Genomic DNA, 23,512 nt, shown 5'->3' on the forward strand with positions numbered 1-23,512 from the left:
CAAGATGCTCCTGACCTGTGTGGGGCTCGTCCTCGTCGCGACGACGGCCGGGGCGGCCTGGTCCGTTACCGGGGAGAGTGGAACCATCACGCTCACAGCTCAATTCGACAGTGCTGCGGGTCTTTACCCCGGCAACGTGGTGGCAGTGCTGGGTATGCCGGTGGGCCAGGTCTCCAAGATCACCGCCCGGGGCGGATATGCCGAGGTGCAGTTCACCGTCGACAGGCAGGTCAAGATCCCCGCCGACGCCCAGGCCGTCACCCTGTCGACGTCCATCCTGACCGACCGCCAGATCGAGCTGACGCCGCCGTATCGCGGCGGGGCGGTGCTGCACGACCACGACACCATCGGACTGAACCGCACCAAGACCCCCGTCGAATTCGATCGGGTACTCGGCATGCTCGACAAGCTTTCCGGGTCCCTGCACGGCGACGGCGCCGGAGGTGGGCCCATCGCCGCGGTGCTCAACGCCGGTGACGGTGTGGCCGCCGGTAACGGTGATCGGATCAAGACGGCGCTCGATGAACTATCGCGGGCCCTGCGTCTTGGCGCCGACGGTGGCGAGCACAGTCGTGAGCAGATGACCGCCATCGTCAAGAATGTCAGCAGTCTGCTGGACGCGGCTGCCCGCAACGATGCGAGCTTGCGTCAGTTCGGTTCTACCGTGCGCCAGCTCAGTGACGTCCTGGCCCGGGAGAACTTCGGTTCGGGCAGTACCGGGAGGCAGTTCAACGAGGTAATCGAGCAGACCGGAAACATCCTGCAGGCCAACCGGGATGCCATCCATCGCGGTATCGCCAACGGTAACAAGAGCATTCAGTCGGTGTATGACCGCCAGCGGGAGGTCGCCGAGTTCTTCGATGTGCTGCCGCTGATGGCCGACAACCTCTACAACGCCATCGACCAGCGCAACGGCGCGATACGCGCTCACTTCCTGGCCGACCGCATGGTCTTCGACGGGCAGATGGCCAAGGAGATCTGCAATCTGATGGGGCTACGCCAACTGGGCTGCAGCACAGGGACGTTGCAGGACTATGGCCCCGACTTCGGGCTCACCTACATGCTCGACGGACTCGCGGCGATGGGGCAGAAGTGATGGGGCGCAGGCTGTCGATCTTCGCCGCGGTGGTGTTCCTGTGCGCCGGGTGTTCCTCTGCGGGACTGGCCGACCTGCCGCTGCCCGCACCGGGCCTGGGCGCCGGGGGATACCGGCTGACCGCGGTCTTTGCGAACGCGCTCAATCTGCCCGAGCGTGCCAAGGTGAAGCTCGCCGGTGCGGATATCGGCGAGGTGGAGTCGATGGCGGCCAAGGATTTTCATGCGGTGACCACGTTGCGGATCCGGCACGATGTCGCCCTTCCGGCAGGCAGCACGGCGCAGTTGCGCACGGCCACGCCGCTGGGTGACGTCTTCGTGGCCATTACGCCGCCCGCACAACCCGTCGCGGCCACACTCGGCGACGGGGACACCATCACCATCGACCAGACCGGCGCGGCGGCAACGGTGGAATCGGTGCTCAGTTCGGCGGCGATTCTGGTGAACGGTGGTGCGGTGCACAACCTCACCAACGTCGTCAACGGTATGGGCAGGGCGGCAGGCCAGGACGGCCAGGCATTCGGGCGGATGATCGGCAAGTCCAACGAGCTGTTGGGCAAGCTGAACGCACGCTCCGGGCAGCTGGATACCGCGCTGACCGAGACGACCCACCTGGCCGAGGTCCTCGACGGCAAAAGAGAGAAGCTTGCCGAGGTGCTGCACGCGGCGGGCCCGGCCACCGCGACCTTGCAAGACAATGCCGGCCAGATCTCCGATCTGGTGCTGCTGCTGGGTGATACCGCACGCGAGCTGGGTAAGTTCCCGTCGATCGCGGGCACCGACACCAGTGGGCGCAGCGTGGTGGCCGATGCCAACGCGATATCGCGGTCGTGGAATGACGTGGTGCTCGATCCGCAGACCAGCCTGCTCTCGCTGAACCGGCTGTACGCGCCGTTCATCAAAATCACTGCGGGATCGGCTATCTCCGGTAGTGCCGGTATCGACCGACTGGTGCTGGGCGCCATACCGGATGCCGGTTTCGGGGGAGATCCTGGATTGCACGGCCCCAAGCGATACGACTGGGCCAAGCTCGTGGGGACCTTCAAGTACACGCTGTGGCGGTTGCAGGAGCGCGTTGTCGGGCAGGGCCCCGAAGCGCAAGGCCTCCCGCCATCGGGACCCGACGCGCAGGAACCCGGGCGATGAGCCGCGCGTGGGTGAGCGGGCTGTCACTCGTTGCCACCCTGGCCATTTCGGTCACCTATCTGTTGGTGGGGGTGCTGCACGTCCGGCCGCTGACATCGAGTTACCCGCTGATCATCCAGCTCGCCGAGTCCGGCGGCCTGCTGCCGAACCAGGACGTGACGCTGCACGGAGTGCGCATCGGCTCGGTCGAGTCACTGACCTTTACTGGCGACGGCGTCAACGCGACAGTGAGCGTCGACAGCGGGGTTCGTGTTCCCGCGTCGGCGGCGGTGCGGGTGTCCGGACTGTCCCCGGCCGGTGAGCAGTACCTCGATTTCTCCGCCGCATCCGATGAGGGCCCGTTCTTGTCCGGCGGGGACGTGATTGCCCGGGACCGCACCGCGATACCGGTCACTCCGGCACAGCTGCTGACCCATGCCGACGGTGTTCTCGCCCAAGTGGATCCGGCCAAGATCGAGCGCATCAAGACGGAACTGAGCCTGAGCGCGCAGGGACCCCGCAAGCTCACCGACATCGTCGACGGCGGCGTGTTCCTGCTGTCCACCCTGGATTCGGTGCTTCCCGAGACGGTCAGCGCCCTCAGGAACAGCCGGACGGTGCTGTCGTCGGCGGTGGACGTCAACAACGGAATCGCAGTCACCTCACGCAATCTGCGCAGCACCCTGGCGGGGATGAACGCGATGGACGGTGGCTACCGGAAACTCATCGATCAATCCCCGCGAGTGCTTGCGGCCACCGACAACCTGTTCACCGACAACTCCGACACCATGGTCCAGCTGCTGGCCAACCTGGCCACCAACGCGCACCTGTCGTATGTGCGGGTACCGGCGTTGAACGCCCTGTTTCCCACCTATCGCGGCTCGGCGCTGGAAGCGTTCATCAGCACCATGCACGAGCACGGCCTATGGGTGACGGCTGACCTGTATCCGCGATACGCCTGCGACTACGGCACTCCTCGCCATCCACCGTCCTCGGCGGACTATCCGGAGCCCTTCTTGTACACGTACTGCCGCGACGACGATCCTGCTGTCCTGGTCCGGGGCGCCAAGAACGCCCCGCGTCCCGCAGGGGATGACACGGCCGGGCCGCCACCCGGTGCCGACCTGGGTGCCCGATCCGACCCGACGCCGCCCGGCCGGTACACCATCCCGACGCCATATGGCGGACCTGCGCTGCCCATCGAGCCACCGAGGTAAATGATGCCGGCGAACAATCCGCAACCGCGTCCGTCAACGGCCGCCGGACGCGCTGTGCACACCCGCCGGATCGCGTTCACGTTCGACGGGGCGTCCCCGTCGCGGCGGCATTTCGTCGCGGGCGATGTCGCGATGAGCCATCTGGTCGCCCTGCTGTCCGGCTTCTTTCCCTCGGGTGAGGAGTTCTTCATCCAGTCCGTGCGCCGCTACGACGGTCAGATCGGTGATCCCGTGCTCAGGAAGCAGGTCGCCGGATTCATCGGGCAGGAGATGACGCACGGGATTCAGCATCGTGAGCTCAACACGCAGCTGGTGCGTCGCGGGTACTGGGCGACGGGGTTCATGGACCGGATGGGCACGCGGCTGGTCCAGCGCATGAAGCAGAACAGGGACCGGCTGCCGGATCCGGTGGCGCGAGCCGCGCTCGCGGTGACGGCCGCGGTCGAACACCTCACGGCCATCCTCGGGGAGCAGGTGCTCAGCGTGGCGTGGATACAGCAGCAGCTGACAGATCCCGAGGTGCGAGCGATGCTCAATTGGCATGCCATCGAGGAGATGGAACACAAGTCCGTTGCCTTCGACGTGTACCGCCACGTCGGGGGTTCCGAGCGGATGAGGATCGCGGCCATGGCCGTCACACTGGGACTTTTCCTGAGCAGGACGGTGATCTTGCTGGCTTCGATCGTCACCGATCCGTGGGCCTGGCGACACCCGGTGCGCACCCTGCGCAGCGTTCTCAGGCTGCCCCGCACGCCGCTGTTCGCCGGCCTCGGGCCCAAGATCCGGTGCTATCTGCGGCTGCGATTCCATCCCGACGACATCGACCACGGCCCACTGCTCGACAAGTGGCGCGAGGAGTACTTCGGTCCGCAGGGCATCCTGCTGGACCATCTGAAGTAGCTGCTGCGGCCACCGAGGTAAAACGCGCTTGGTCCGGCCCTTAGGCTGTTCAGGACAATTACTGCAGTCCTGTGGACCTCAAGAGGAGCCTGAGCAGATCGTGGCCGCCAAGCCGAACGCCGCCGGTAAGAAGATCGAAGCCGTCGTCAACCTCGCCAAGCGCCGGGGACTCGTGTACCCCTGCGGTGAGATTTACGGCGGTACCAAGTCGGCGTGGGATTACGGCCCGCTCGGTGTCGAGCTCAAGGAAAACATCAAGAAGCAGTGGTGGCGCTCCGTCGTCACCAGCCGCGACGACGTCGTCGGCCTGGACTCCTCGGTGATCCTGCCCCGTCAGGTCTGGGTCGCCTCCGGTCACGTCGAGGTCTTCAACGACCCGCTGGTCGAGTGCCTGAACTGTCACAAGCGGCACCGTCAGGATCACCTGCAGGAGGCCTACGCGGAGAAGAAGGGTATCGACGACCCGGAGTCGGTCCCGATGACCGACATCGTCTGCCCCGACTGCGGCACCAAGGGGCAGTGGACCGAGCCCCGCGACTTCAACATGATGCTCAAGACGTACCTCGGCCCCATCGAGACCGAAGAGGGTCTGCACTACCTGCGTCCGGAGACCGCGCAGGGCATCTTCATCAACTTCAAGAATGTCGTGACGACGTCGCGACAGAAGCCGCCGTTCGGCATCGGCCAGATCGGCAAGAGCTTCCGCAACGAGATCACCCCGGGCAACTTCATCTTCCGCACCCGCGAGTTCGAGCAGATGGAGATGGAGTTCTTCGTCGAGCCGTCCACCGCACCCGAGTGGCACAAGTACTGGATCGACACCCGGCTGCAGTGGTACGTGGACCTGGGTATCGACCCGGAGAACCTGCGGCTGTACGACCACCCCAAGGAGAAGCTGTCGCACTACTCCGACGGCACCGTCGACATCGAGTACAAGTTCGGTTTCAGCGGCAACCCGTGGGGTGAGCTGGAGGGCATCGCCAACCGCACCGACTTTGACTTGTCGACGCACGCAAAGCATTCCGGTGAAGACCTGTCGTACTACGACCAGGCTGAGGACCGGCGCTACACCCCGTACGTGATCGAGCCCGCAGCCGGCCTCACCCGTTCGTTCATGGCCTTCCTGGTCGATGCGTATCACGAAGACGAGGCTCCCAACGCCAAGGGCGGCGTGGATACCCGCACCGTGCTGCGCCTGGACCCGCGCCTGGCTCCGGTCAAGGTCGCGGTGCTGCCGCTGTCGCGCAATGCCGACCTGAGCCCGCGCGCCAAGGCGCTGGCCGCCGAGCTGCGGCAGAGCTGGAATGTCGACTTCGATGACGCCGGTGCCATCGGGCGCAGGTATCGTCGACAGGACGAGATCGGCACCCCGTTCTGCGTCACAGTCGATTTCGATTCGCTCGAAGACGACTCCGTCACCGTTCGCGACCGCGATGAGATGACCCAGCAGCGTATTCCGATCGGCGGCGTGGCCGATCATCTCGCCAAATCTCTCAAGGGCTGCTAGCCGAGGAGCAGAAATGACTGACGTCCAGAATCACATCGGAATCGATCCCGCCAGCGCGCCGATCGAGGCACCGGCGGCCGAGGCGCAGGTTCGCGCCGACGACCGTGGGCACGTTTTCCACTCGTGGTCCGCGCAGGCGGCCATCGACCCGCTGCCGATCGCCGGTGGTGCGGGCGCGACCTTCTGGGATTACACCGGCAAGGAGTACCTGGACTTCGCCTCGCAGCTGGTGAACCTCAATCTGGGACACCAGCATCCGCGTCTGGTGGACGCCATCCAGCGTCAGGCCGGCCGGCTGGCCACCATTGCGCCCGCCTTCGCCAACGATGTGCGCGGTGAGCTCGCCCGCCTGGTGGCCGAGCGTGCACCCGGAACCCTGAACAAGGTGTTCTTCACCAACGGTGGCACCGAGGCCGTGGAGCACGCGGTCCGCATGGCGCGCCACCACACCGGTCGCCGCAAGGTGCTGTCCGCATACCGCAGCTACCACGGTGGCACCACCACCTCGATGTCGCTGACGGGTGAGCCGCGCCGCTGGGCCAACGACCCGGGTGACAACTCGGTGGTTCGTTTCTTCGGGCCGTACGCCTACCGTTCGGTGTTCCATGCCACCTCGCCGGAGGAGGAAACCCAAAGGGCGCTGGAGCATCTGGAGCAGGTGATCAACCTGGAGGGCCCGCCCACCATCGCCGCGATCATCCTGGAGTCGGTGGTCGGCACCAACGGTGTGCTGGTGCCGCCGCCCGGTTACCTGGCCGGAGTGCGGGAGATCTGCGACCGGTACGGCCTGGTGTTCATCGCCGACGAGGTGATGGTCGGCTTCGGGCGATTCGGGGAATGGTTCGCCATCAACGCCTTTGACGTCACACCGGACCTCATCACCTTCGCCAAGGGCATCAACTCAGGTTATGTTCCGCTGGGCGGTGTGGTGATCTCCGATGCCATCGCCACCAGCTTCGATCACCGTCCGTACCCGGGTGGGCTGACCTACTCCGGTCACCCGCTGGCTTGCGCGGTCGGGGTCGAGACCATCAAGGTGTTCGAAGACGACAAGATCCTGGAGCGGGTGCGCGATCTCGGTGAGCGCGTGGTGCGTCCGGAACTGGAGCGCTGGGTGCAGACCCATCCGAGCGTCGGCGAGATCCGCGGCCGCGGCTTGTTCTGGGCCGTGGAACTGGTGCGCGACAAGCAGACTCGTGAGCCGCTGGTTCCGTTCAATGCCAGTGGTGAGGCCGCGGCGCCGATGAACGCCTTCGCGGCGGCGTGCAAGAAGAGTGGCCTATGGCCGTTCACGCACTTCAACCGCACGCATGTGGCGCCTCCGCTGATCATCAGCGAAGAGGATCTGCGGCGTGGGCTCTCGATCATCGACGAGGCGCTGAACGTCGCCGACGGGTACGCGAGCTAGCCGGGAAACACGCTGCTGTAGGCGTTCAGCGCGGGCTGGCCGCCAAGGTGTGCGTATAGGACATTCGAGCCCCGCTCGATCGTCCCGTCGCTGACGAGGTCGATCAGGCCTGCCATCGACTTGCCCTCGTACACCGGGTCGGTGATCATCGCTTCGAGGCGTCCGCAGAGTTTGATCGCCTCGACGGTGGAATCGACGGGCACGCCATACTCTTCGCCCGCCCATCCCTCCAGGACGGTGATCTCGTCGGGGCGCAGGGCGCGTTCGAGGCCGATCTGCTGGGCGGTGTGCCGGGCGATGCGAGTGACCTGGTCGGTGGTCTTCGGGAGCGTGGCCGATGCGTCGATACCCAGCACTCGCCGTGGCCGTCCGCCGGCATCGGCAAGTGCGGCGAATCCCGCGATCATGCCCGCGTGGGTAGACCCGGTGACCGTGCATACGACGATGGTGTCGAAGAACACGCCCAGCTGATCCTCTTGTGCGGCTACCTCATACGCCCAGTTGGCGAAGCCGAGACCGCCGTACTTGTGTTCGGACGCACCGGCGGGGATGGGGTAGGGCTTGGCGCCGGAGTTCTCGATCGCGGTGAGCGCGTCTTCCCAGGACTGGCGGATGCCGATATCGAATCCCGAAGGGTCGAGCTGAGTTTGGGCTCCCATGATCCGCGACAACAGGATGTTGCCCGCCTTGTCGTTGACCGGATCCTCCCAGTCCACCCAGCGCTCCTGAACCAGGTGACAGCGCATCCCCAGCACGGCCGCGACGGCCGCCACCTGACGGGTGTGGTTGGACTGGTAGCCGCCGATCGACACCAGGGTGTCGGCGCCGCTGGCCAGCACGTCGGGAACGATGTACTCGAGTTTGCGTATCTTGTTGCCGCCGAAGGCCAGCCCGGAGTTGCAGTCTTCGCGTTTTGCCCAGATGTTGGCACCGCCGAGGTGGCGGCTGAGGCGCTCCAGGGGGTGCACCGGGCTGGGGCCGAAGGTCAGTGGGTAGCGGGGGAAATCATGGATCGACAAGGCGTTCTCCTGGCTCGGCTATTGGGAATGGCGTTGTGGGGGAGCGGTGTTCAGCCCGCGCCGCGTTCCCCGGATTCGGTGGCCTCCGGCGCCGCGATGAGGGTGTGCCAGTTGTCGCGGGCGGCACGCCCGGCGCCCTCACTGTCGCCTGCTTCGCAGCGCGCGATGATCTGCTCGTGTAGCGCCACGGAATGACGCCCGTCGCGGCTGGCGAACCTGATGCGTTCCAGGCGGCGCAGCACGGGGGTCACCTGCTCCAGTACGGCGGCGATGTACGGATTCGCACTGGCTTCGACTGCGACGGCATGGAATTCGTCGTCGGCGGCGAGCGCGGCGTCGGGATCGTGCGCATCCAGGGCGGCGGCAAATCGTGTATTGGCGAGCCGCATCGCGGCCAAATCACCGGCAGAGATGTTGGTGATGGCCTCGCGTACGGCGAGCTCGTGCATCGCCGCGGCAACGGACTGCGCGGCACGCGCCTCCCGGATGTCGATGGGGCTGACGATGGTGTGCCGTCCCGGTTGGGTCTGGACCAGACCGGCGTGTTCCAGCCGGGAGAGCGCCTCACGGATCGGGGTCCGGCTCACGCCCAGCCAGCGGCTCAGCTCGTCATCGCGCAGCCGCTCACCGGGGGTCAGTGTCCCGTCCACGATGGCCGTGCGCAGCGCCTTATAGGCATCGTCGCGAAGCAGCGAGCGTGCCATCACGCCTTCCGAGGGTGGTACCGGCATGCAATATATTGCACATCGATAGCGGCGTGCCGTCAAGTGTTGGGTGAAATTTCGAGCGGGGACGGCCTGCTAGAAGCGGCCGCCGCCGCCCCGGAAACTCGAGCCGGACGATCGCGACGAGCCGCCATACGACGACGAGCCCGACCCGGACCAGGAGCTGTGGTGGCTTGATCCGCCGCTGAGCATGCCGCGCAGGATGCCGCCGATCACGGCACCCGCGACGTTGCCGGCCACATCGCCCGCCACGCTGTATCCGCGGTAGCTGCCGTACCCGTTGCTGTAATAGGACTGGGCCGCCTGCACCTCTTGGATCGCGCTGCCTTCGGCACGTGTCGCCAGCTCGGTGGCCCGATTGGCCCACAGAATGGCGTTCGAGGGATCTGACTGGCGGGCGGCCTCGGCCGTCGCGATGCTGCGTTCGGCTTCCGCGATATATCCGCGCGCGGCGGAGCCGACGGCTCCCCGGTGCAGCCCGATGTACTGGTTGACCCCATTCACTTTCTGGCGGGCGGTGGCGATGGCTTGATCAAGGGCGCGGGCGCGGCGTTCGGCGGCGTCCTTTTCTTCCCGCACGGCGGCCAGCAGCTTGTCGAGTTCGGCATCGGCCGTGGCCAGGTGGGTGAAGGCGGTCAGCGGATCGGTGGGCCCGACTCTCTCGGCGTCGGCCACGGCAGCGGCAGCCCTGTCGTGGGCCTTCGTCAGCTCGTCGGCGCGGGGCACGGATCCCTGCCGCTGAAGTTCCTCGGCCTGGGCGATGCCCGACTTCGTGTCCGCGATCGCCGCGGGCAGTGCGTCGATGGCGCGCCGGATGTTGTTGGCGGCGTTGTCCACCGCGTCCAAGAGTTCGGCGGCCTGGTTCAGCGCCGATTCGGCCCCGCGCACGGCGTCGACGAGATTCATCTGCTGGCCCTCCAGGGGGCGGGCAGCGAGTTCCCGGCCGTGGGTGATCCGGGAGTCGGCGAACGTGGTGCGCTCGGTGGCCTCGGTGATGTTGTCGACGATCGACGCCAGGGCCGCGGCATCGAACTGGGTGCGCAGTTGCTCGAGAATGCGCTGTGATTCGGGTACCCGAGCGGTGGTGGCGACCACTTGCTGGGTCAGTGCGTCCAACTTCGTGGGTGCGTTGATCACCAGGTTCCGCAGCGCGTCAAAGGCATTGGACTGATCATCGAGGGTGCGGTCGGCACGTGCGGCGGTGGTGATGACATCGATCAGCAGGCGGCGTTGCTCCGTGGGCGTTTCCGGGACGGAGTCGTCGAGCTGCTTACGCACGGAGAACGCCTGAGCAAGAGCCTTTTTCGCGGAATCGACGGCTTGCTGAAAGGGTGCGGTCTGCTCGGTGCCGAATTCCTCGACGGCCAGCGTGAGTTCGGCCTCGCTGGTGCGCACGGCGTTGTCGACGTTCACCACAATCGATTTCGACAGGCCATCGAGTGCGTCGACCGATTGCGCGGCAAGAGCTTCGGCGTTGGTCGGATCGATGCCCTTAGCGGCCTCGACCTCTGCGCGTCGACGGGATCGGGTGCGGAACCAGGAGTACAGCATGAAGGCGCCGACCACGACGGCTCCGAAGACCAGCGCTGCCAGGATCGGCTTCCAGGGTATGGAGGATGACGATGCGGCGGCCGATTCCAGGCCCTTGGCGGTGTCGATCGCGGCGCCATCCCAATTCGATGCGCGTAGCGCCGGTTCGATCGTGTTGGTACGCAGCTCCTCGATCTCGGAATCGCTGACGTTCTTGATCTCGGATGCGACCTGGAACGCGTAACTGCGCTCTTCGGTGGCCACGGCGAGCAACGCGTCGCGATCTCCCAATCCGCTTGCCTTGAGGGTTTTGTTGGCCCACGTCACCGGGTCGGCGCCGTCGAAATCCTTGACGTACACCACCCAGAGGCGCACGTGCTGTGCGTCGTAGAGCTGATCGATCGCGTTGCGCACCTTCGTCGGGTTCTTGAGCGCCCCGGCCCGGTCGGTGACGTAGGCGGGTATCCGGAAGGGCGGGTCGGCGCTGGCCGCCGGTGTCAGCAACAGGGTGGGGGCAAACACCGTGAGCATCGCGATCATGACTCCCAGCAGGCTCCCGAGGGCACGCAGCAGACGCATGGTCGCCAATCTAATGCCTCGCGCGGCGCTTGGACCCGTCCTGGCACACTGGTGCCCACGATGCGTACACAGGATGCCTATAAGGACGCCTATACCGATTTCGACCGTGAACGCGTCGTCACCGAAACACCCAAGACGGCGGCCATCGTCGACATCCCGTCTTCGGAGTACCGGACCGACTTCGCGCGGGACCGGGCGCGGGTTCTGCACAGCGCCGCGTTCCGTCGCCTGGCCGACAAGACGCAGGTGGTGGGCCCTCGCGAGGGTGACACTCCACGCACGCGGCTGACTCACTCGGTGGAGGTGGCGCAGATCGGCCGCGGTATCGCCACCGGTCTGGGCGCCGACCCGGATCTGGTGGACCTGGCCGGGCTGGCGCATGACATCGGCCATCCGCCGTACGGGCATAACGGTGAGCGTGCGCTCGATGAGGTGGCGGTCGACCGTGGCGGGTTCGAGGGCAACGCCCAGAATCTGCGCATTCTCACCCGGCTGGAGCCCAAAGTTGTTGATGCCGAAGGCAACAGCGTCGGGTTGAACCTCACGCGTGCCTCGCTGGATGCGGCGACGAAGTATCCGTGGCTGCGTCCGCCGGGCGGCGGAAAGTTCGGTGCCTACGTCGAGGATGGCGCGGCGCTGGACTGGGTACGTGCCGGGGCGCCGCCACGGCAGCGCTGCCTGGAAGCGCAGATCATGGACTGGTCCGATGACGTCGCCTATTCGGTGCACGACGTCGAGGACGGCGTGATCTCGGGCCGTATCGACCTGCGGGTGCTGGCCTCGCGAGGGGAGGCTCAGGTGCTCGCGGAGCTGGGCGTGAAGTCGTTCGGCGGGCTGGAGCAGGGCGCACTGGAGGAGGCCGCCGCGCGGCTGGCCACGCTGCCGGTGGTCGCCGCGATCGGCCCGTACGACGGCACCCTGACTGCCTCGGCGGCCCTCAAGCGATTGACCAGCGAATTGGTGGGCCGGTTCGCCTCTGCCGCGATCGGGGCCACCCGCAAGGTGGCGGGTGACGGGCCGCTGGTGCGGTTCGAGGCCCAGCTGACCGTGCCGGACGTGGTCGCCGCCGAGGTAGCCGTGCTGAAAATGCTTGCGCTGCAATTCATCATGTCCGACCCTCGGCATATCGCGGTACAGGCCCGTCAGCGTGAACGCATTCACCGGGTGGCGCAGTGGCTGGCATTGGGGGCTCCGGCCACGCTGGATCCGGTGTTCCTGCCCGCGTTCGAGGCTGCCGCCGACGACGCGGCGCGTACCCGGGTGGTGGTGGATCAGATCGCCTCGTACACCGAAAGCCGGCTTGAGCGGGTGGACCGCGATAGTCAGGGTGTGCAAGCCAGCTGGGCGTGACGGCGCGGTTGGCTAAGCTGGCTCGGTGGCCGGACGCATCCCTGATCGCGATATCGCGGCGATCCGTGAGCGCACCCGGATCGAGGACATCGTCGGCGACTACGTTCAGCTCAAGCGCGCGGGTGCCGACTCGCTCAAGGGGCTGTGCCCGTTCCATGACGAGAAGTCGCCGTCGTTTCATGTGCGGCCCAATCATGGCCAGTTCCACTGCTTTGGCTGCGGTGAGGGTGGTGACGCCTACACCTTCATCCAGAAGATCGAGCACATCAGCTTCGTGGAGGCCGTCGAGCGGCTGGCCGACCGCATCAGCTACACCATCAACTACGAGGGTGGCGGCACGGCTGCGCAGCGCGACCGGGGGACCCGGGCGCGGCTCGTCGCCGCCAACGCGGCCGCGCAGGAGTTCTACGCCACCGCGCTGGATTCACCCGAGGCGGCACCGGCGCGCCAGTACCTGACCGAGCGCAATTTCGATGGTGCGGCGGCCAAACAATACGGCTGCGGGTACGCCCCGTCCGGGTGGGACACCCTGACAAAGCATTTGATGCGCAAGGGATTCGAATTCAAGGAGCTCGAAGCCGCGGGGCTGTCCAAGGAAGGGCGCCGCGGTCCGATCGACCGGTTCCACCGGCGGCTGCTGTGGCCGATCCGCGCCAGCAGCGGTGAGGTGATCGGCTTCGGCGCGCGCAAGATCTTCGACGACGACACCATGCCGGGCAAGTACGTCAACACCCCGGAAACCATGCTGTACAAGAAGTCTTCGGTGCTGTTCGGGCTGGACATGGCCAGACGGGATATCGCCAAGGGCCACCAGGCCGTGGTGGTCGAGGGCTACACCGACGTGATGGCGATGCACCTGGCCGGGGTGACCACGGCGGTGGCGTCCTGCGGCACCGCCTTCGGTGATGAGCACCTCTCGATGCTGCGGCGTCTGATGATGGACGACTCGTACTTCCGTGGTGAGCTCATCTACGTTTTCGACGGGGACGCCGCCGGACAGGCGGCTGCGCTGAAAGCCTTTGAGGGAGAGCAGAACCTGGCCGGGCAGTCGTTCGTGGCGGTGGCTCCGGACGGCATGGACCCCTGCGATCTGCGGCTCAAGTCGGGGGAGGGGGCGTTGCGGGACCTGGTGGCGCGCCGTACCCCGCTGTTCGCGTTCGCGATCCGGTCGGCGCTGGCGGAGTCTGATCTGGAGATCGCCGAGGGGCGCGTGGACGCGCTGCGCCGCTGTGTGCCGATGGTGGCCAGGATCAAGGACCCGACGCTGCGTGACGAGTACGCCCGGCAGCTGGCCGGTTGGGTGGGATGGGACGACGTGGCCCAGGTGCTCGCGCGGGTGCGTGAGGAGGCCGGTAAGGCCGCCAAGGGCGGGTCGGTGTCACCCGACCGCCGTGCCCGCGGCGCCGAGCCCGCTGCGGCTCCCAAGGTCGCCATGCCCGATCCCAAGGACCCCACGCTGTGGCCGCAGCGCGAGGCGCTCAAGGCGGCGCTGCAGTTCCCGGCCTTCGCCGGACCGGTGTTCGACTCGCTGACCGCCGACAGCTTCACCCACCCCGGATATGTGGCGGTGCGCACTGCCATCGAGGCGGCCGGTGGTGCGGCGGCGGGGATCGTCGGCGCGGAGTGGATCGACAGGGTGCGCCAGAGCGCGTCGTCGCAGAACCAGGTGATGCTGATCAACGCGTTGACCGCCGAGGCCATTCAGGTGGATAGCGACGAGCGGCTGCCGCGATACATCGGATCGGTGCTGGCCAAGCTGCAAGAGGTGTGGGTGGGGCGGCAGGTTGCCGAGGTGAAGTCGAAGCTGCAGCGGATGTCACCGGTGGAGCACGCCGACGAGTATCACGCGTTGTTCGGTGACCTGGTGGCGCTGGAGGCGTATCGACGGAGCCTGCTCGAGCAAGTCAGCGGCGACGATCTCTCGGTGTAGGGGCAGCGCTCCTACTTGTTGTCGAGCTGAGGCTCGGGCTCCAAGATCATGGTCGTCTCGTCGATCGGCGTGAGTTCCACCATGTGGGGGTCAGGGGACAGCGAGTTGGCCAGGCGCCGACGGCTGATCTCGATCAGTTTCTTGGTCGCGGGGCTGCCGGTGACGGCCTGATACCCATTGACGATCTGCTCGTATCGGCGACGGCCAGCCTTCGCACCCAGCACGTAGCCAGCGGCCAGCACCAACAAAACCCGAATCACGAACCCTCCACCAACTAACGAAGTTCTCCCTATCCTGCCTGACGCAGCTGTGAACGGCTGCGTCAGGCAGGTCACATCTGCCCGCTTCTATGCGACAACCGCGATGTTCACCGTCTTTGTCGCTCGTAGGCGGGCGATGCGGCGGGCATACGGTTTGGCTTTCACCCCTACCCGTAGGCTAAAGTCATGCCTCGGTTCGCGGTACAAACTGATGCGATCCGGTAGTCCCCTGTAGCTCAATTGGCAGAGCTTCCGACTGTTAATCGGACGGTTCTTGGTTCGAGTCCAAGCGGGGGAGCAGGTCAAGCGGTATTTCAGATCTAGTGGCGTAGCTAATGCACTTCGTCGCACCGCATCTGACACTCCATGCGAGTCCACGCCAGCACAGATTGTGCTGGCGTGTTCGCGTTGTAGGCCCGTTTGCCGTGCAGGGCACCTGCTGCAGAATCACGATGCAGGTCATCCACCGGTGCGGAGTTCGCCTGTGAGCCCTCGTTGCTTGAATCGAGCTAGTTAGCGGCTCTGTCGGCAGCGGTGGATTCCTGCTATCGGGCCGGGTCGAGTTCTGCGTGTTTGGTGGCTTGGTCGAGTAGTTGGGCTCGTGCGTCGAGCCGGGCGGGATTGATCATTTGATAGCTGCCGATAGCGGCGAGACACAGGACGCCGAGCATGTTGACGCGATTCAGATCATCGAAGCTGATTGCGGTGAAGATCCCCACCACCATGAGTCCCCATGGGTCTCCCTTCTTGCCGAGACTGGGCTGAGCGAGCCGCGTAGCTGCGTGTAGTACGGCTGGATCGGCGGGTACCGGACCGCGGCGAGTGGCACGCATAGCTTGTGAACGCTGTTGAGGTGATAGGTCTTTCACCACATCGCGTGCGGCGAGGCTGTCTTTCCTATCGGCTAGGGCGGCCACGAAACCCACCACCGCTGCGAAAGATGCAAGCGTGATCAGCCAGCTTGCGTGCGTCTTGCCGTCCCAACTCAGCGCTACCAGGACAAGGAAAAACAGTGTCGAGTAGACGGGCCAGCGCAGCCACCAGCGAGCAATCTTGAATCCAAGGTCCACTAGCGAAGTATATTTTTGTGGCAAACTCTCTTCTCCGAGGTTGCGACGCTAGCGCGTTGGCCGCCCGCCCTTTTGCTTGACCTGGTTAGCAGCCCCATTGGCAGCGGTGGATTCCTTTGATATTGCCAGCGAGGTCAGCGACGAGGTGGGAGTCTAGGCCGTTGTTGTTCACGCCCATCCAGATTTCGCCGCCGTCGTCTCCTCCGATGGTGACGCGGAAGTGGTCATTGCCGACATTGCCCGGCGTTAGGCCGAGGCGCTCGGGTGCTGAGCTGATCAAGGCAGCTACAGCGTCCACATCTATAGCCGCCAGATCTATGGGACCAGCGTGCCCGGAATTGACTGAGGTTCCGCCATAGACCTGTGGGTTGTGGAAGCGGCCGCCCGCTGAGTAGTCGTAGTAAGCCAGGCCGGTCGGTGAACTTGGATCGAGCACGTGCAGCTGAGCGTTATCGCCATAGACGTGCACTCCCAGAACGACGGTGGTGTGAAACCGGGCGCGGGTCGCGTTCGTTATCTCGCGCAGTCCATCTGCTTTCAAGAGCGCACCGGAGACGAGGGGACTGGTCACTTCTACGGGCGCTGCGGCTGGTGGTGCAGCTTGGTGGGTTGGTGATGCGTTGATTACGAAGAATCCGGCAACCGCCACGGCCGCGGCCGTCAGACCGCTCGCCACCACCAACAGCCTTCTCCGGTGGCATGCTGGCGCGAGTGCAGGTGATGCAACGGGGTGGGGTTGAAGGTCTGCGGTGATTGTTGCGAGTTCGTTCAAGGTGGCGGCGTTTTGAGCTTTCTGAACCCGTTCACGGTATTCACCGTGACGTAGCTGTCCATCGGTGAGTGCGGTATCTAAAGCGGCCATCACTTCCAGCCGGTCGATATCGCGTGCCCGCACCAGGGCATCGTCGGCATCCACGCTACGAGGTTAATGCCGACGCTTGGACATGCCTGTTAAATCACGCAGAAGTCCAATTCTTTCGCATCTACCACGAGTTGCTAGGGCATTGGCCTAATGTTTGCGCGGTGACAGAACTTGGCGCTGCCGCCGTCTGGAAAGCCATTCCGCAGGAGCTGCAAACCGAACTGCGCAGGCGTCTGGGCCAGCCGTTGAGTGATGATCTGCTTCGTCGCTGCGGCGAGGTGATCGGCGAGCGCGACCTGCCCGTGTTCTGGAGGCCAGACCCGGCGAGCGACTACACCCGACACGTCCTGCATCCAGATCTCGTCCAGTACATCGCCAGGCTTTGATCCAGTCTCCGGATTGAGGGTTTGGGCCAAAGTTCGCCGGGTACTTCATTCTTCTCATCGTCCGGTCGGCGGATGGTAGGGCAGGAGAACAGTCATGGCCCATGTGGGAAGCACGTTCAAGTGGGCTTTCACAGGTCATGATTCAGTCGTATTCGTCGTGAAAGCCATCCGGTGGGGGCCGTTCAGCTATGTAGAAGCCGAGTCGGTTAACGGAGGTAAGCGTGTGCAGGTCCCGTTGCGGGTTGTTGATCAGTGCATCGCTGACGGCGTGTTGCTCGATGAGTTGGCTCAGTCAGAGTGAGTCGAGTCGTTCGTCGCCGCGGGTGGCTGGTTTGACCACGAACTCCGCAGTCGGCGGTCTGTTTGACCCCCGGCGCGGTTACTGTTTTGTTCGGCCGGGCCGAACGAGGGGTGCAGTGCGATGGACATGATCAAGCACGCGACGATCTATGCGGCTGCCGTTGCATCTGTGACCGCTTGTAGAGGAGGCGTCTCGCACGACGCCGTGCCTGCTGACCAATCGGTCCTGCCCTTGGCCACGAGTGAATCCGCATCCCCCTGCTCGTCGGCGACGGCGGACGTCTTGAAGTCGGCGGCGCAAATGTCCGGGCACGAAGCGCTTTCCGGGTCGTTTGCCGTCAAGAAGGTGCTGTGCTCCGGCGATTGGGCGAAGGCCCTGATCTCCATGAAGGCCCCCAACACGAATCCCCCCAGCATCGTGCTGTTCCACAACGACGGCGCCGGTTGGCGCACAGTCACATACGGCAGTGGGTTCGGTTGCGCCGGCGAGGGGGTACCACCGTCGGTTGCCGCCGAACTCGAATGCTAGCCCGGAATGGATTATCCGACTTTCTGCCAGGGCAGGCAGCCATAGGTCGCGAACGCGTAGTCGCTGGGTTTGATCTGCACGGTGGCTGGGCCTTCTGTCACGTTGCCCGAGGCGAGGGTGTTTTCCATCGTCATGTTGGGGCCGGATAGCCGTATCCATGTGCAGTGTTGGTGGCTGCCGGGCTGTGTGCCTTCGGTGCGGATCCACCCCGTGAGGATGCCGGCGGGGGAATGGTCTCCGGCTACACGGAAAGTGCCGTCGCACTTGGGTGCTGCTTGCTGCTGGCATTCCGGCACGCTTGTGTTCGCCTGAATGGGATTCAGCAATTGGACTACCACCGGTGCCGGTTCGGCCTTGGGAAGCCCATCATCGATACCCCAGCTAGTGGAGTTCGCGACTCCGAGTACTAGCAGGATGCCGCCGACAACGATGATCCAACCGGTAAACGGCCACTTGGCGGCACGATTGTCACGCATGTTTCCCTTACATGATGATGGTTGCCCCAACCGTGACGGCAGCGTACAACCCTCACAGCTAACGGGACAAGCGTTGTTGTCAACCGTGTCGCAGGTCCTCAGGCTGGACCACGACAGGTGTAGTGGCATATTTCAGTGACGCGTATGTCCGCACTTGCTGCGCCAAGGTCGCAGCATTCATCATGGCGAGGTGAATGGGTTTGCTGCTGGGCATCCGCCCGATGATTGCGCCGGCATGGTTTGCGTCATCCATAACCCCAGCGACCATCACATGCGTGTTTGGCCGCAGCGGTGGCGGTCAAACGGTGTTCTGGACTGTATTTGTGTGCACGGTCAGGCCCATCCCGATCCGGATCAATTCGTGTTGTGGGTTGCTCAGGGCTGGGAGAGGTTCGCGGCGCATGAGTGTGATGGCTGCTGCGCGTACGAGGGGTACGTGCAGACGGCCAGCGCGCCGCGGCCGACATTGAGTCCGAGTTATCGCTATTGAGAACGGTGCGGGAGGTGCTCGCAAGCCGCGCCGCACCTGATCCTGGGCCCACTGCGCTGGAATCAACACTGAGTGAAGAACTCACACGGTTGCGAGGTCCCGGCGAAGATTGATAGCCAGACTGAACCGGGAAGGCAGGTCTGTGAACAGCCCCGCAGGGAGGTGTCGATGCCGAGTAGAGCGCCATTGGTTGTGTGTGATCGGGGTTGGAAGCGGCGTGCCCGCCTGGTCGGCACGGTGCTTGCGGGGGCAGTTGCGACAATCGTGACTGCTGCCTGGCTGCTAGCACTCGTGAGTAATCTTCCGGGGTTCGGGCGCAGCGGCGAACGAGTCGCCTTGCGGCTGCACAACCTTCCACCCGGTGATGAATTCGCGTCCATCAACCGAGTGGCGCAATGGCCAACGGACTGGATTGCGGCCGTGTGTGAGCCCCCGGTCTATCATTTGCGAGCCCCTAATGCGCGCTTTCCTCATGCCACAGCCAGCGCTGTCTGCAAGGCGTGGGTTCAGCCCAACGGCGAGTATGCAGAGGTGGTGTTCGCGTTCTTCACTGCCGAACTGCCTATGCAGGTTGACCTGTTCAACAACAACTACAAGTGGTACGCGTTTGCATACGACCACGGCGAAATGATCACCTTCGCTACCTACTGTGACGTTGAGGTCGTCGATCCAAATTCGAGCTTTTCCGAGTCGCCGGTGCTGCAACCGTTGGAGCGATTCGGCTTCAACATCTACTCGCGGCCGGGGCCGTAGATCCGGGGAAGTCGAGTCAGCTGATCTTCGGTGGGCCGGTTTGCCTCAGCAGGTCTCCTGACCGCTATGGCGTAACGTCTTCAAGTGCGTAGTCGTCTTGGGCTTGGTCGTACCAGCCGGGGCGCCATTGCGTTGTGCGCGAGGCGAATTCACGGATGAGTACGTGTCGCTGGCTGACTGTCGTTAGTTCTTCTACAGAGAACCATGACGGCCAGTGGTCGTACACGCGCTCGATGTCTATATGACCGTCAGCCATCGTCATCTTGAAGAACATCCAAGTACCGTGTTCGGGGTGGCGCTCTTGCTCCCATAACTGGCGTAGGACTGTGAAGATGTCAGCCTGTGCCATTACGTGCTGCGACGGGCCGTCCTGCCAGGAATCGTTGGCGTCGGCAGGGGATAAGTCAGGCAGAAAATCCTCTGCTGAGTCGTCGGACAACGACATGCTTCTTTCGGTCATTCTCGCTTTGAAAATAAAGTTGTTTCGCCCAGGGTAAGCGGCCTTCACTGCATCGATGACCTTGTCGAGGGTCGGCGATATCGGTGCCGGTGTGCGCGGTATCTCCGGTGAAGCCAACAGCCAGTCGAGAACTTGTGCGCCGTGCTGTTTTTCGGTGAGTCTTCTGCGTTTTCTTATGCCACTAAATGGTGCCGGCTCGGGCTCGTGCGGGGTGACAGAGCCACACAACACCCCGCAGGCTGCGAGCCAGCGCGCGGCCACGGTGGTGTCGGAGCGCCCCTTGATCGCGGCAACACGCTCAAGCACCTCAACAGTCACCTCGTAGACCTCGGCCTGCTCGAACAATTCCCCCAAGGGCTCGTACTCATCGCCGTACTGCGGGGCTGGCTCGACCGTGTTCCAGTCCAGATTTATCCAATGCTCATCAACATGTTCAGGCCCAGATTCGTCAGACTCGGCTTCGTTCCACGGCGCTTGGTTGGACTCGCAATCTGAAACGGCTAACTGATTACCATACTCCCACAACGCATTAACGAAGTTCTCGGCGCTGGTAAATCCTTCAAACAGCCCATTCCAGTGCGTGTCCGTCACCGTCGGTGAGCGGTGGTGGTGTCCACGCTCCTCCCAATGAAAGATTGTCACATCGTGCGCGAGGACCCTCGGTGACAGCTCAGCGATCGGTGCCCACGCCGGCGCACGCGCCAGCAGGTCCAAGCAGTAAGGCAAATCACTGATGACGAATTCATCGAACCGCGAGGCTCCGACCATCAGCGCGCGATCGTTGCCGTATCGGACGAGTTCGAACCAGTCTCCGTCCTGGGGATCGAACATCATCCTGCCGCCAGTGAGAACACCCGGGCCTGACTCATCGCTGAATGGGTCTGCCGGGTCCGTATCCCACAGCAGATAGACGGCTTTCATGGCCGCAACTCGTGCCCACAACGACAACGGGCCCGGCAATGGCACATCGACGACTTTCATCCACGCCTTCCCATAAGCACCCCAACCCTCGATGCATGAACAGCCTTCCATGCCAACTGGACCACGATCGGCAGTGCACCGGCAATACCGGGGATGATGGCAGTCCTTTTCACGTCACCCCTCGCTCGCCTCGTCCCTCATGGCGCCCGATAGTCAACTCGACCGAGTCCAATCGTCAACGTGCCACGCTCCGTCTTCAAAGACCACGGTTATCCGCACGTGCTCATGGTTAAGACCCGGGCGTATGTCGCGGTCGTAGTACGCGACACTTTCGATGTAACTGGGCTCTCCCCGGTTGAGATCCAGCGTTGTCTTGATGCTTGATAGGTTCGGCTCCATCCCGTCCCGAAAAATCATGCTCCGGAGATAGTTTTGGGCCTCCGCCTCGGGCAGAGCTCTAACCTTGGCAAGCAGCGCATCGGACAGGTAAGAGTCGATCGATTGAGATCGTGAAAGGCCCCCGATGAGCAAGTCGACAGCAATCCTTGCTAATCCTTTGTCTGCGAATGGATTCCATTTTTGGTTGCAGTCAACCTGTATGGGAGATCCTGAATCGGTTGCAGCGCCGGACGGGCTTTGTCCACGGGGTGCAGCCGGAGAGCAGTGCTGTTACAGCTATCGCCGATGCGATTCTTTGTGGTCGCACTCCGCGGAACGTGTTAACGCAACGCCAGCGTGTCCCTCTCAATCTGGACCCCTCGATCATCGTCACCCCTCTGATCTGTGTTCGCAGCGCATAGCCGTGACCGCAAACTCCGAAAGCCTTCATAGCATGTCGAATGAAGTAATACGCTGCCCGTATGCCGCACATCGACGTGAATGGGCAATCGATCCACTACACCGATAGTGGGGGAGACGGGCCGCCTGTCGCGTTCACCGGCGCGCTCATGTGCGACACAGTGGTGCTGCAGCCGCTAGCCGACACTCTCGCCGAAGCCGGGTATCGAGCGGCCGCGCGCAGGGCCTCAGTCGTTTCGATGGCGAGGAGTGCAACTTCCTTGTCGCCGCTCACGACATGCTCGGACTGGCTGGCGCTCTCCGATTCGAGAGTGTCATCTTTGGTGGTGAGCTGATCGGTGCCACGCTCGGCCTGCAGGCGGCGATCCTTGCGCCCGAACGTGTTACGGGTCTGATGCTAGACCGGTGGGCGCGGCCTACGGGTATGTGGCAGAGGCGATTGCAGGATCGCATGAGACGGCGATGGCCCTGCTAGAGCGCCGGGCGACGTGGTCCAATCTCTCGTATGCCGCTCGTGCATGGCTCAGTCGGTCAGACGTGGTTGAGAAGCTTGCGTCGATCACCCACAGTGCCCATTGATGTTCAATGAGACGTTCACTTTGGATGCGGCTCAGAAGTAGGCTGGCCGGGTACGCGATGAGAGCGATTAGTGCGATCTGGAACGCATAGGTATATCTGTCGTTCTCCCAGGTCGCCACGTCGATGGCCGCGAACAGGACGGTCATCGAGACGAACTGTTGCAGGGCATGACTGACTGCTTGCCGCCGAGGGGAGCCGATGAACCCCTTCGCCCACCACTGCCAGAATGATCTTGCTGGACCCCCATAGTGCATGTTCACAACGATATGCCACGTTGCTAGGCGGCTTCATTTGATACGGATCGGGCGACTCTCACTTGCGGTGACGCCCGCTACACAGCTATGTGATTTGCTACCACCAGCAAACGAAGATGGCAGCTTCTCGGATTATCCGCTCGTATGACGAGCCCCGCCTTGAGGGGTCGTTGGTTACGTCTATGACGGTATTTGGTGTGCGACGGCTCCGCGCATCTCGGTGACCGGTTGTGGTGTCTTACCTGCCTGCAGTTCGCTGGTCTGTTCGTCGGTCAACGGGGTGTTTCCATAGACAGGAATGATGCCGTAGACGCGCTCGTTCTCACGATAGGTTGCAGCAAACAAATAGGTACCGCCTACCTTCAGCGGTGTGTCGTCCTTGATGATGTAAGTAGTGTTCTTTTTCTCGTCACGGCCGCCTTCCTGTTCGACAGTCACAGTGTTTGCGGGTGTACCTTTCAACGCCTGCAGCACGTTGACCTTGAACTGGGTATTGGCCTGTCCGTACCGGATGATGACACCGGACTGTTCGGATACAGTGCCGGCGAACACGGCTTCGGCCAGCCCGGCAAGGCGCCGCAAGTCCCGGACGTCGGTGGCGTAGTGGGGCACTACTTCGCGGATTGAGGGAAAATCAGCGGCCGGGGCAGAGGCGACCGACGAGGTCGTTATCGGCTCCACCTGGGTGGTTTTCGCTGGAGTGCCCTCTGTGGTTGAGTCGTTACCGCACGACGCAAGAACAACCGCGCATATGCTGCCGAGAAGAATGCTTCGGATAGCCTGTCGATGCCATGAAAATAGCGGATGATCTATTGAGCGGCTGGCACGTATGAGCAGATTCTCCACCCAGGGCTCTCTTTCTGCATATTGAGTTCGTAGTTTCGAGTTACATCATTCGCACCCGATAGCTGGCTGGTATATTTCACAGTTATTTGAACATGAGCAATGTCACCCTGGATGTAAGGAGCCGCTACCGCGGTTAACTGGGC

Annotated in this window: 21 protein-coding genes and 1 tRNA gene; 13 read left to right on the top strand and 9 right to left on the bottom strand. The window is 63.7% G+C overall.

Annotation, left to right across the window (positions count from 1 at the left end; all coding sequences use genetic code 11):
- The first annotated feature begins 4 nt into the window (after nt 1-4).
- The 6 genes from RHO23_RS04465 (at nt 5) to RHO23_RS04490 (ending at nt 7,252) form a co-directional block, all read left to right on the top strand.
- The gene (locus RHO23_RS04465; RefSeq protein WP_082822505.1) at nt 5-1,096 is read left to right on the top strand and encodes an MCE family protein; all 1,092 of its coding nucleotides are present in this window, start codon (nt 5-7) and stop codon (nt 1,094-1,096) included.
- A complete protein-coding gene (locus tag RHO23_RS04470; protein WP_423488712.1) occupies nt 1,096-2,241 on the top strand; it encodes an MlaD family protein in 1,146 nt (381 codons plus the stop codon). Before RHO23_RS04465 ends, RHO23_RS04470 begins: the two co-directional genes overlap by 1 nt.
- A complete protein-coding gene (locus RHO23_RS04475) occupies nt 2,238-3,437 on the top strand; it encodes an MlaD family protein (protein WP_423488713.1) in 1,200 nt (399 codons plus the stop codon). Before RHO23_RS04470 ends, RHO23_RS04475 begins: the two co-directional genes overlap by 4 nt.
- A 3-nt stretch (nt 3,438-3,440) precedes the next feature.
- Nucleotides 3,441-4,337, top strand: coding sequence for a metal-dependent hydrolase (locus tag RHO23_RS04480; protein WP_423488714.1), 897 nt, complete (start codon nt 3,441-3,443; stop codon nt 4,335-4,337).
- A 100-nt stretch (nt 4,338-4,437) separates the two neighbouring features.
- A complete protein-coding gene (locus tag RHO23_RS04485; RefSeq protein ID WP_030095226.1) occupies nt 4,438-5,844 on the top strand; it encodes a glycine--tRNA ligase in 1,407 nt (468 codons plus the stop codon).
- A gap of 13 nt (nt 5,845-5,857) precedes the next feature.
- Entirely contained in the window at nt 5,858-7,252 is a 1,395-nt protein-coding gene (locus RHO23_RS04490; RefSeq protein ID WP_057966817.1) for an aspartate aminotransferase family protein, read from the top strand.
- Here the strand turns inward: RHO23_RS04490 and RHO23_RS04495 are convergent.
- The 3 genes from RHO23_RS04495 to RHO23_RS04505 form a co-directional block, all read right to left on the bottom strand.
- Nucleotides 7,249-8,271, bottom strand: coding sequence for a 1-aminocyclopropane-1-carboxylate deaminase (locus tag RHO23_RS04495; RefSeq protein ID WP_423488715.1), 1,023 nt, complete (start codon nt 8,269-8,271; stop codon nt 7,249-7,251). The two genes, RHO23_RS04490 and RHO23_RS04495, sit on opposite strands and share 4 nt — an antisense overlap.
- Nucleotides 8,272-8,321: 50 nt before the next feature.
- Nucleotides 8,322-9,002, bottom strand: coding sequence for a GntR family transcriptional regulator (locus tag RHO23_RS04500; protein WP_423488716.1), 681 nt, complete (start codon nt 9,000-9,002; stop codon nt 8,322-8,324).
- A 69-nt stretch (nt 9,003-9,071) separates the two neighbouring features.
- Nucleotides 9,072-11,105, bottom strand: coding sequence for a TPM domain-containing protein (locus tag RHO23_RS04505; RefSeq protein WP_423488717.1), 2,034 nt, complete (start codon nt 11,103-11,105; stop codon nt 9,072-9,074).
- A 60-nt stretch (nt 11,106-11,165) separates the two neighbouring features.
- Here RHO23_RS04505 and RHO23_RS04510 point away from each other — a divergent pair, with 60 nt between their 5' ends.
- Entirely contained in the window at nt 11,166-12,455 is a 1,290-nt protein-coding gene (locus RHO23_RS04510) for a deoxyguanosinetriphosphate triphosphohydrolase (protein WP_423488718.1), read from the top strand.
- Between the two features lie 25 nt (nt 12,456-12,480).
- The gene (dnaG, locus tag RHO23_RS04515; protein WP_064408429.1) at nt 12,481-14,385 is read left to right on the top strand and encodes a DNA primase; all 1,905 of its coding nucleotides are present in this window, start codon (nt 12,481-12,483) and stop codon (nt 14,383-14,385) included.
- An 11-nt stretch (nt 14,386-14,396) separates the two neighbouring features.
- Here dnaG and RHO23_RS04520 read toward each other — a convergent pair whose 3' ends face one another.
- Nucleotides 14,397-14,645 (bottom strand): hypothetical protein, encoded by a 249-nt coding sequence (locus tag RHO23_RS04520; protein ID WP_030095233.1) that lies wholly within the window; start codon nt 14,643-14,645, stop codon nt 14,397-14,399.
- 225 nt (nt 14,646-14,870) lie between these two features.
- On the opposite strand from RHO23_RS04520, the gene RHO23_RS04525 reads away from it, so the two are divergent.
- A tRNA-Asn gene (locus RHO23_RS04525) sits at nt 14,871-14,943 on the top strand.
- Between the two features lie 247 nt (nt 14,944-15,190).
- Here RHO23_RS04525 and RHO23_RS04530 read toward each other — a convergent pair.
- A complete protein-coding gene (locus RHO23_RS04530) occupies nt 15,191-15,715 on the bottom strand; it encodes a hypothetical protein (RefSeq protein ID WP_064408430.1) in 525 nt (174 codons plus the stop codon).
- 85 nt (nt 15,716-15,800) lie between these two features.
- Nucleotides 15,801-16,631, bottom strand: a complete 831-nt coding sequence (locus tag RHO23_RS04535; RefSeq protein ID WP_064408431.1) for a DUF1707 SHOCT-like domain-containing protein — start codon at nt 16,629-16,631, stop codon at nt 15,801-15,803.
- A gap of 107 nt (nt 16,632-16,738) precedes the next feature.
- On the opposite strand from RHO23_RS04535, the gene RHO23_RS04540 reads away from it, so the two are divergent.
- Nucleotides 16,739-16,963, top strand: a complete 225-nt coding sequence (locus tag RHO23_RS04540; protein ID WP_064408432.1) for a hypothetical protein — start codon at nt 16,739-16,741, stop codon at nt 16,961-16,963.
- Between the two features lie 601 nt (nt 16,964-17,564).
- Nucleotides 17,565-17,792, top strand: a complete 228-nt coding sequence (locus RHO23_RS04545; protein WP_155524920.1) for a hypothetical protein — start codon at nt 17,565-17,567, stop codon at nt 17,790-17,792.
- A gap of 11 nt (nt 17,793-17,803) precedes the next feature.
- Here RHO23_RS04545 and RHO23_RS04550 read toward each other — a convergent pair whose 3' ends face one another.
- The gene (locus RHO23_RS04550) at nt 17,804-18,268 is read right to left on the bottom strand and encodes a hypothetical protein (protein ID WP_064408435.1); all 465 of its coding nucleotides are present in this window, start codon (nt 18,266-18,268) and stop codon (nt 17,804-17,806) included.
- 826 nt (nt 18,269-19,094) lie between these two features.
- Here RHO23_RS04550 and RHO23_RS04555 point away from each other — a divergent pair.
- Nucleotides 19,095-19,511, top strand: coding sequence for a hypothetical protein (locus tag RHO23_RS04555; protein WP_423488719.1), 417 nt, complete (start codon nt 19,095-19,097; stop codon nt 19,509-19,511).
- Nucleotides 19,512-19,575: 64 nt separating this feature from the next.
- Here the strand turns inward: RHO23_RS04555 and RHO23_RS04560 are convergent, their stop codons facing one another.
- On the bottom strand, nt 19,576-20,952 hold the full coding sequence (locus RHO23_RS04560; protein ID WP_155524922.1) for a hypothetical protein: 1,377 nt from the start codon (nt 20,950-20,952) through the stop codon (nt 19,576-19,578).
- Nucleotides 20,953-21,752: 800 nt separating this feature from the next.
- Between RHO23_RS04560 and RHO23_RS04565 the strand changes: the two genes are divergently transcribed.
- Nucleotides 21,753-22,025 carry a hypothetical protein gene (locus RHO23_RS04565; protein ID WP_064408440.1) on the top strand — a complete coding sequence of 91 codons (273 nt, stop codon included), beginning with the start codon at nt 21,753-21,755 and terminating at the stop codon, nt 22,023-22,025.
- 678 nt (nt 22,026-22,703) lie between these two features.
- Here RHO23_RS04565 and RHO23_RS04570 read toward each other — a convergent pair.
- Nucleotides 22,704-23,369 (bottom strand): hypothetical protein, encoded by a 666-nt coding sequence (locus RHO23_RS04570; protein WP_423488720.1) that lies wholly within the window; start codon nt 23,367-23,369, stop codon nt 22,704-22,706.
- Nucleotides 23,370-23,512 lie beyond the last annotated feature (143 nt).

The sequence above is a fragment of the Mycobacteroides sp. PCS013 genome, from assembly GCF_049532645.1.
Classification (GTDB): domain Bacteria; phylum Actinomycetota; class Actinomycetes; order Mycobacteriales; family Mycobacteriaceae; genus Mycobacterium; species Mycobacterium gwanakae.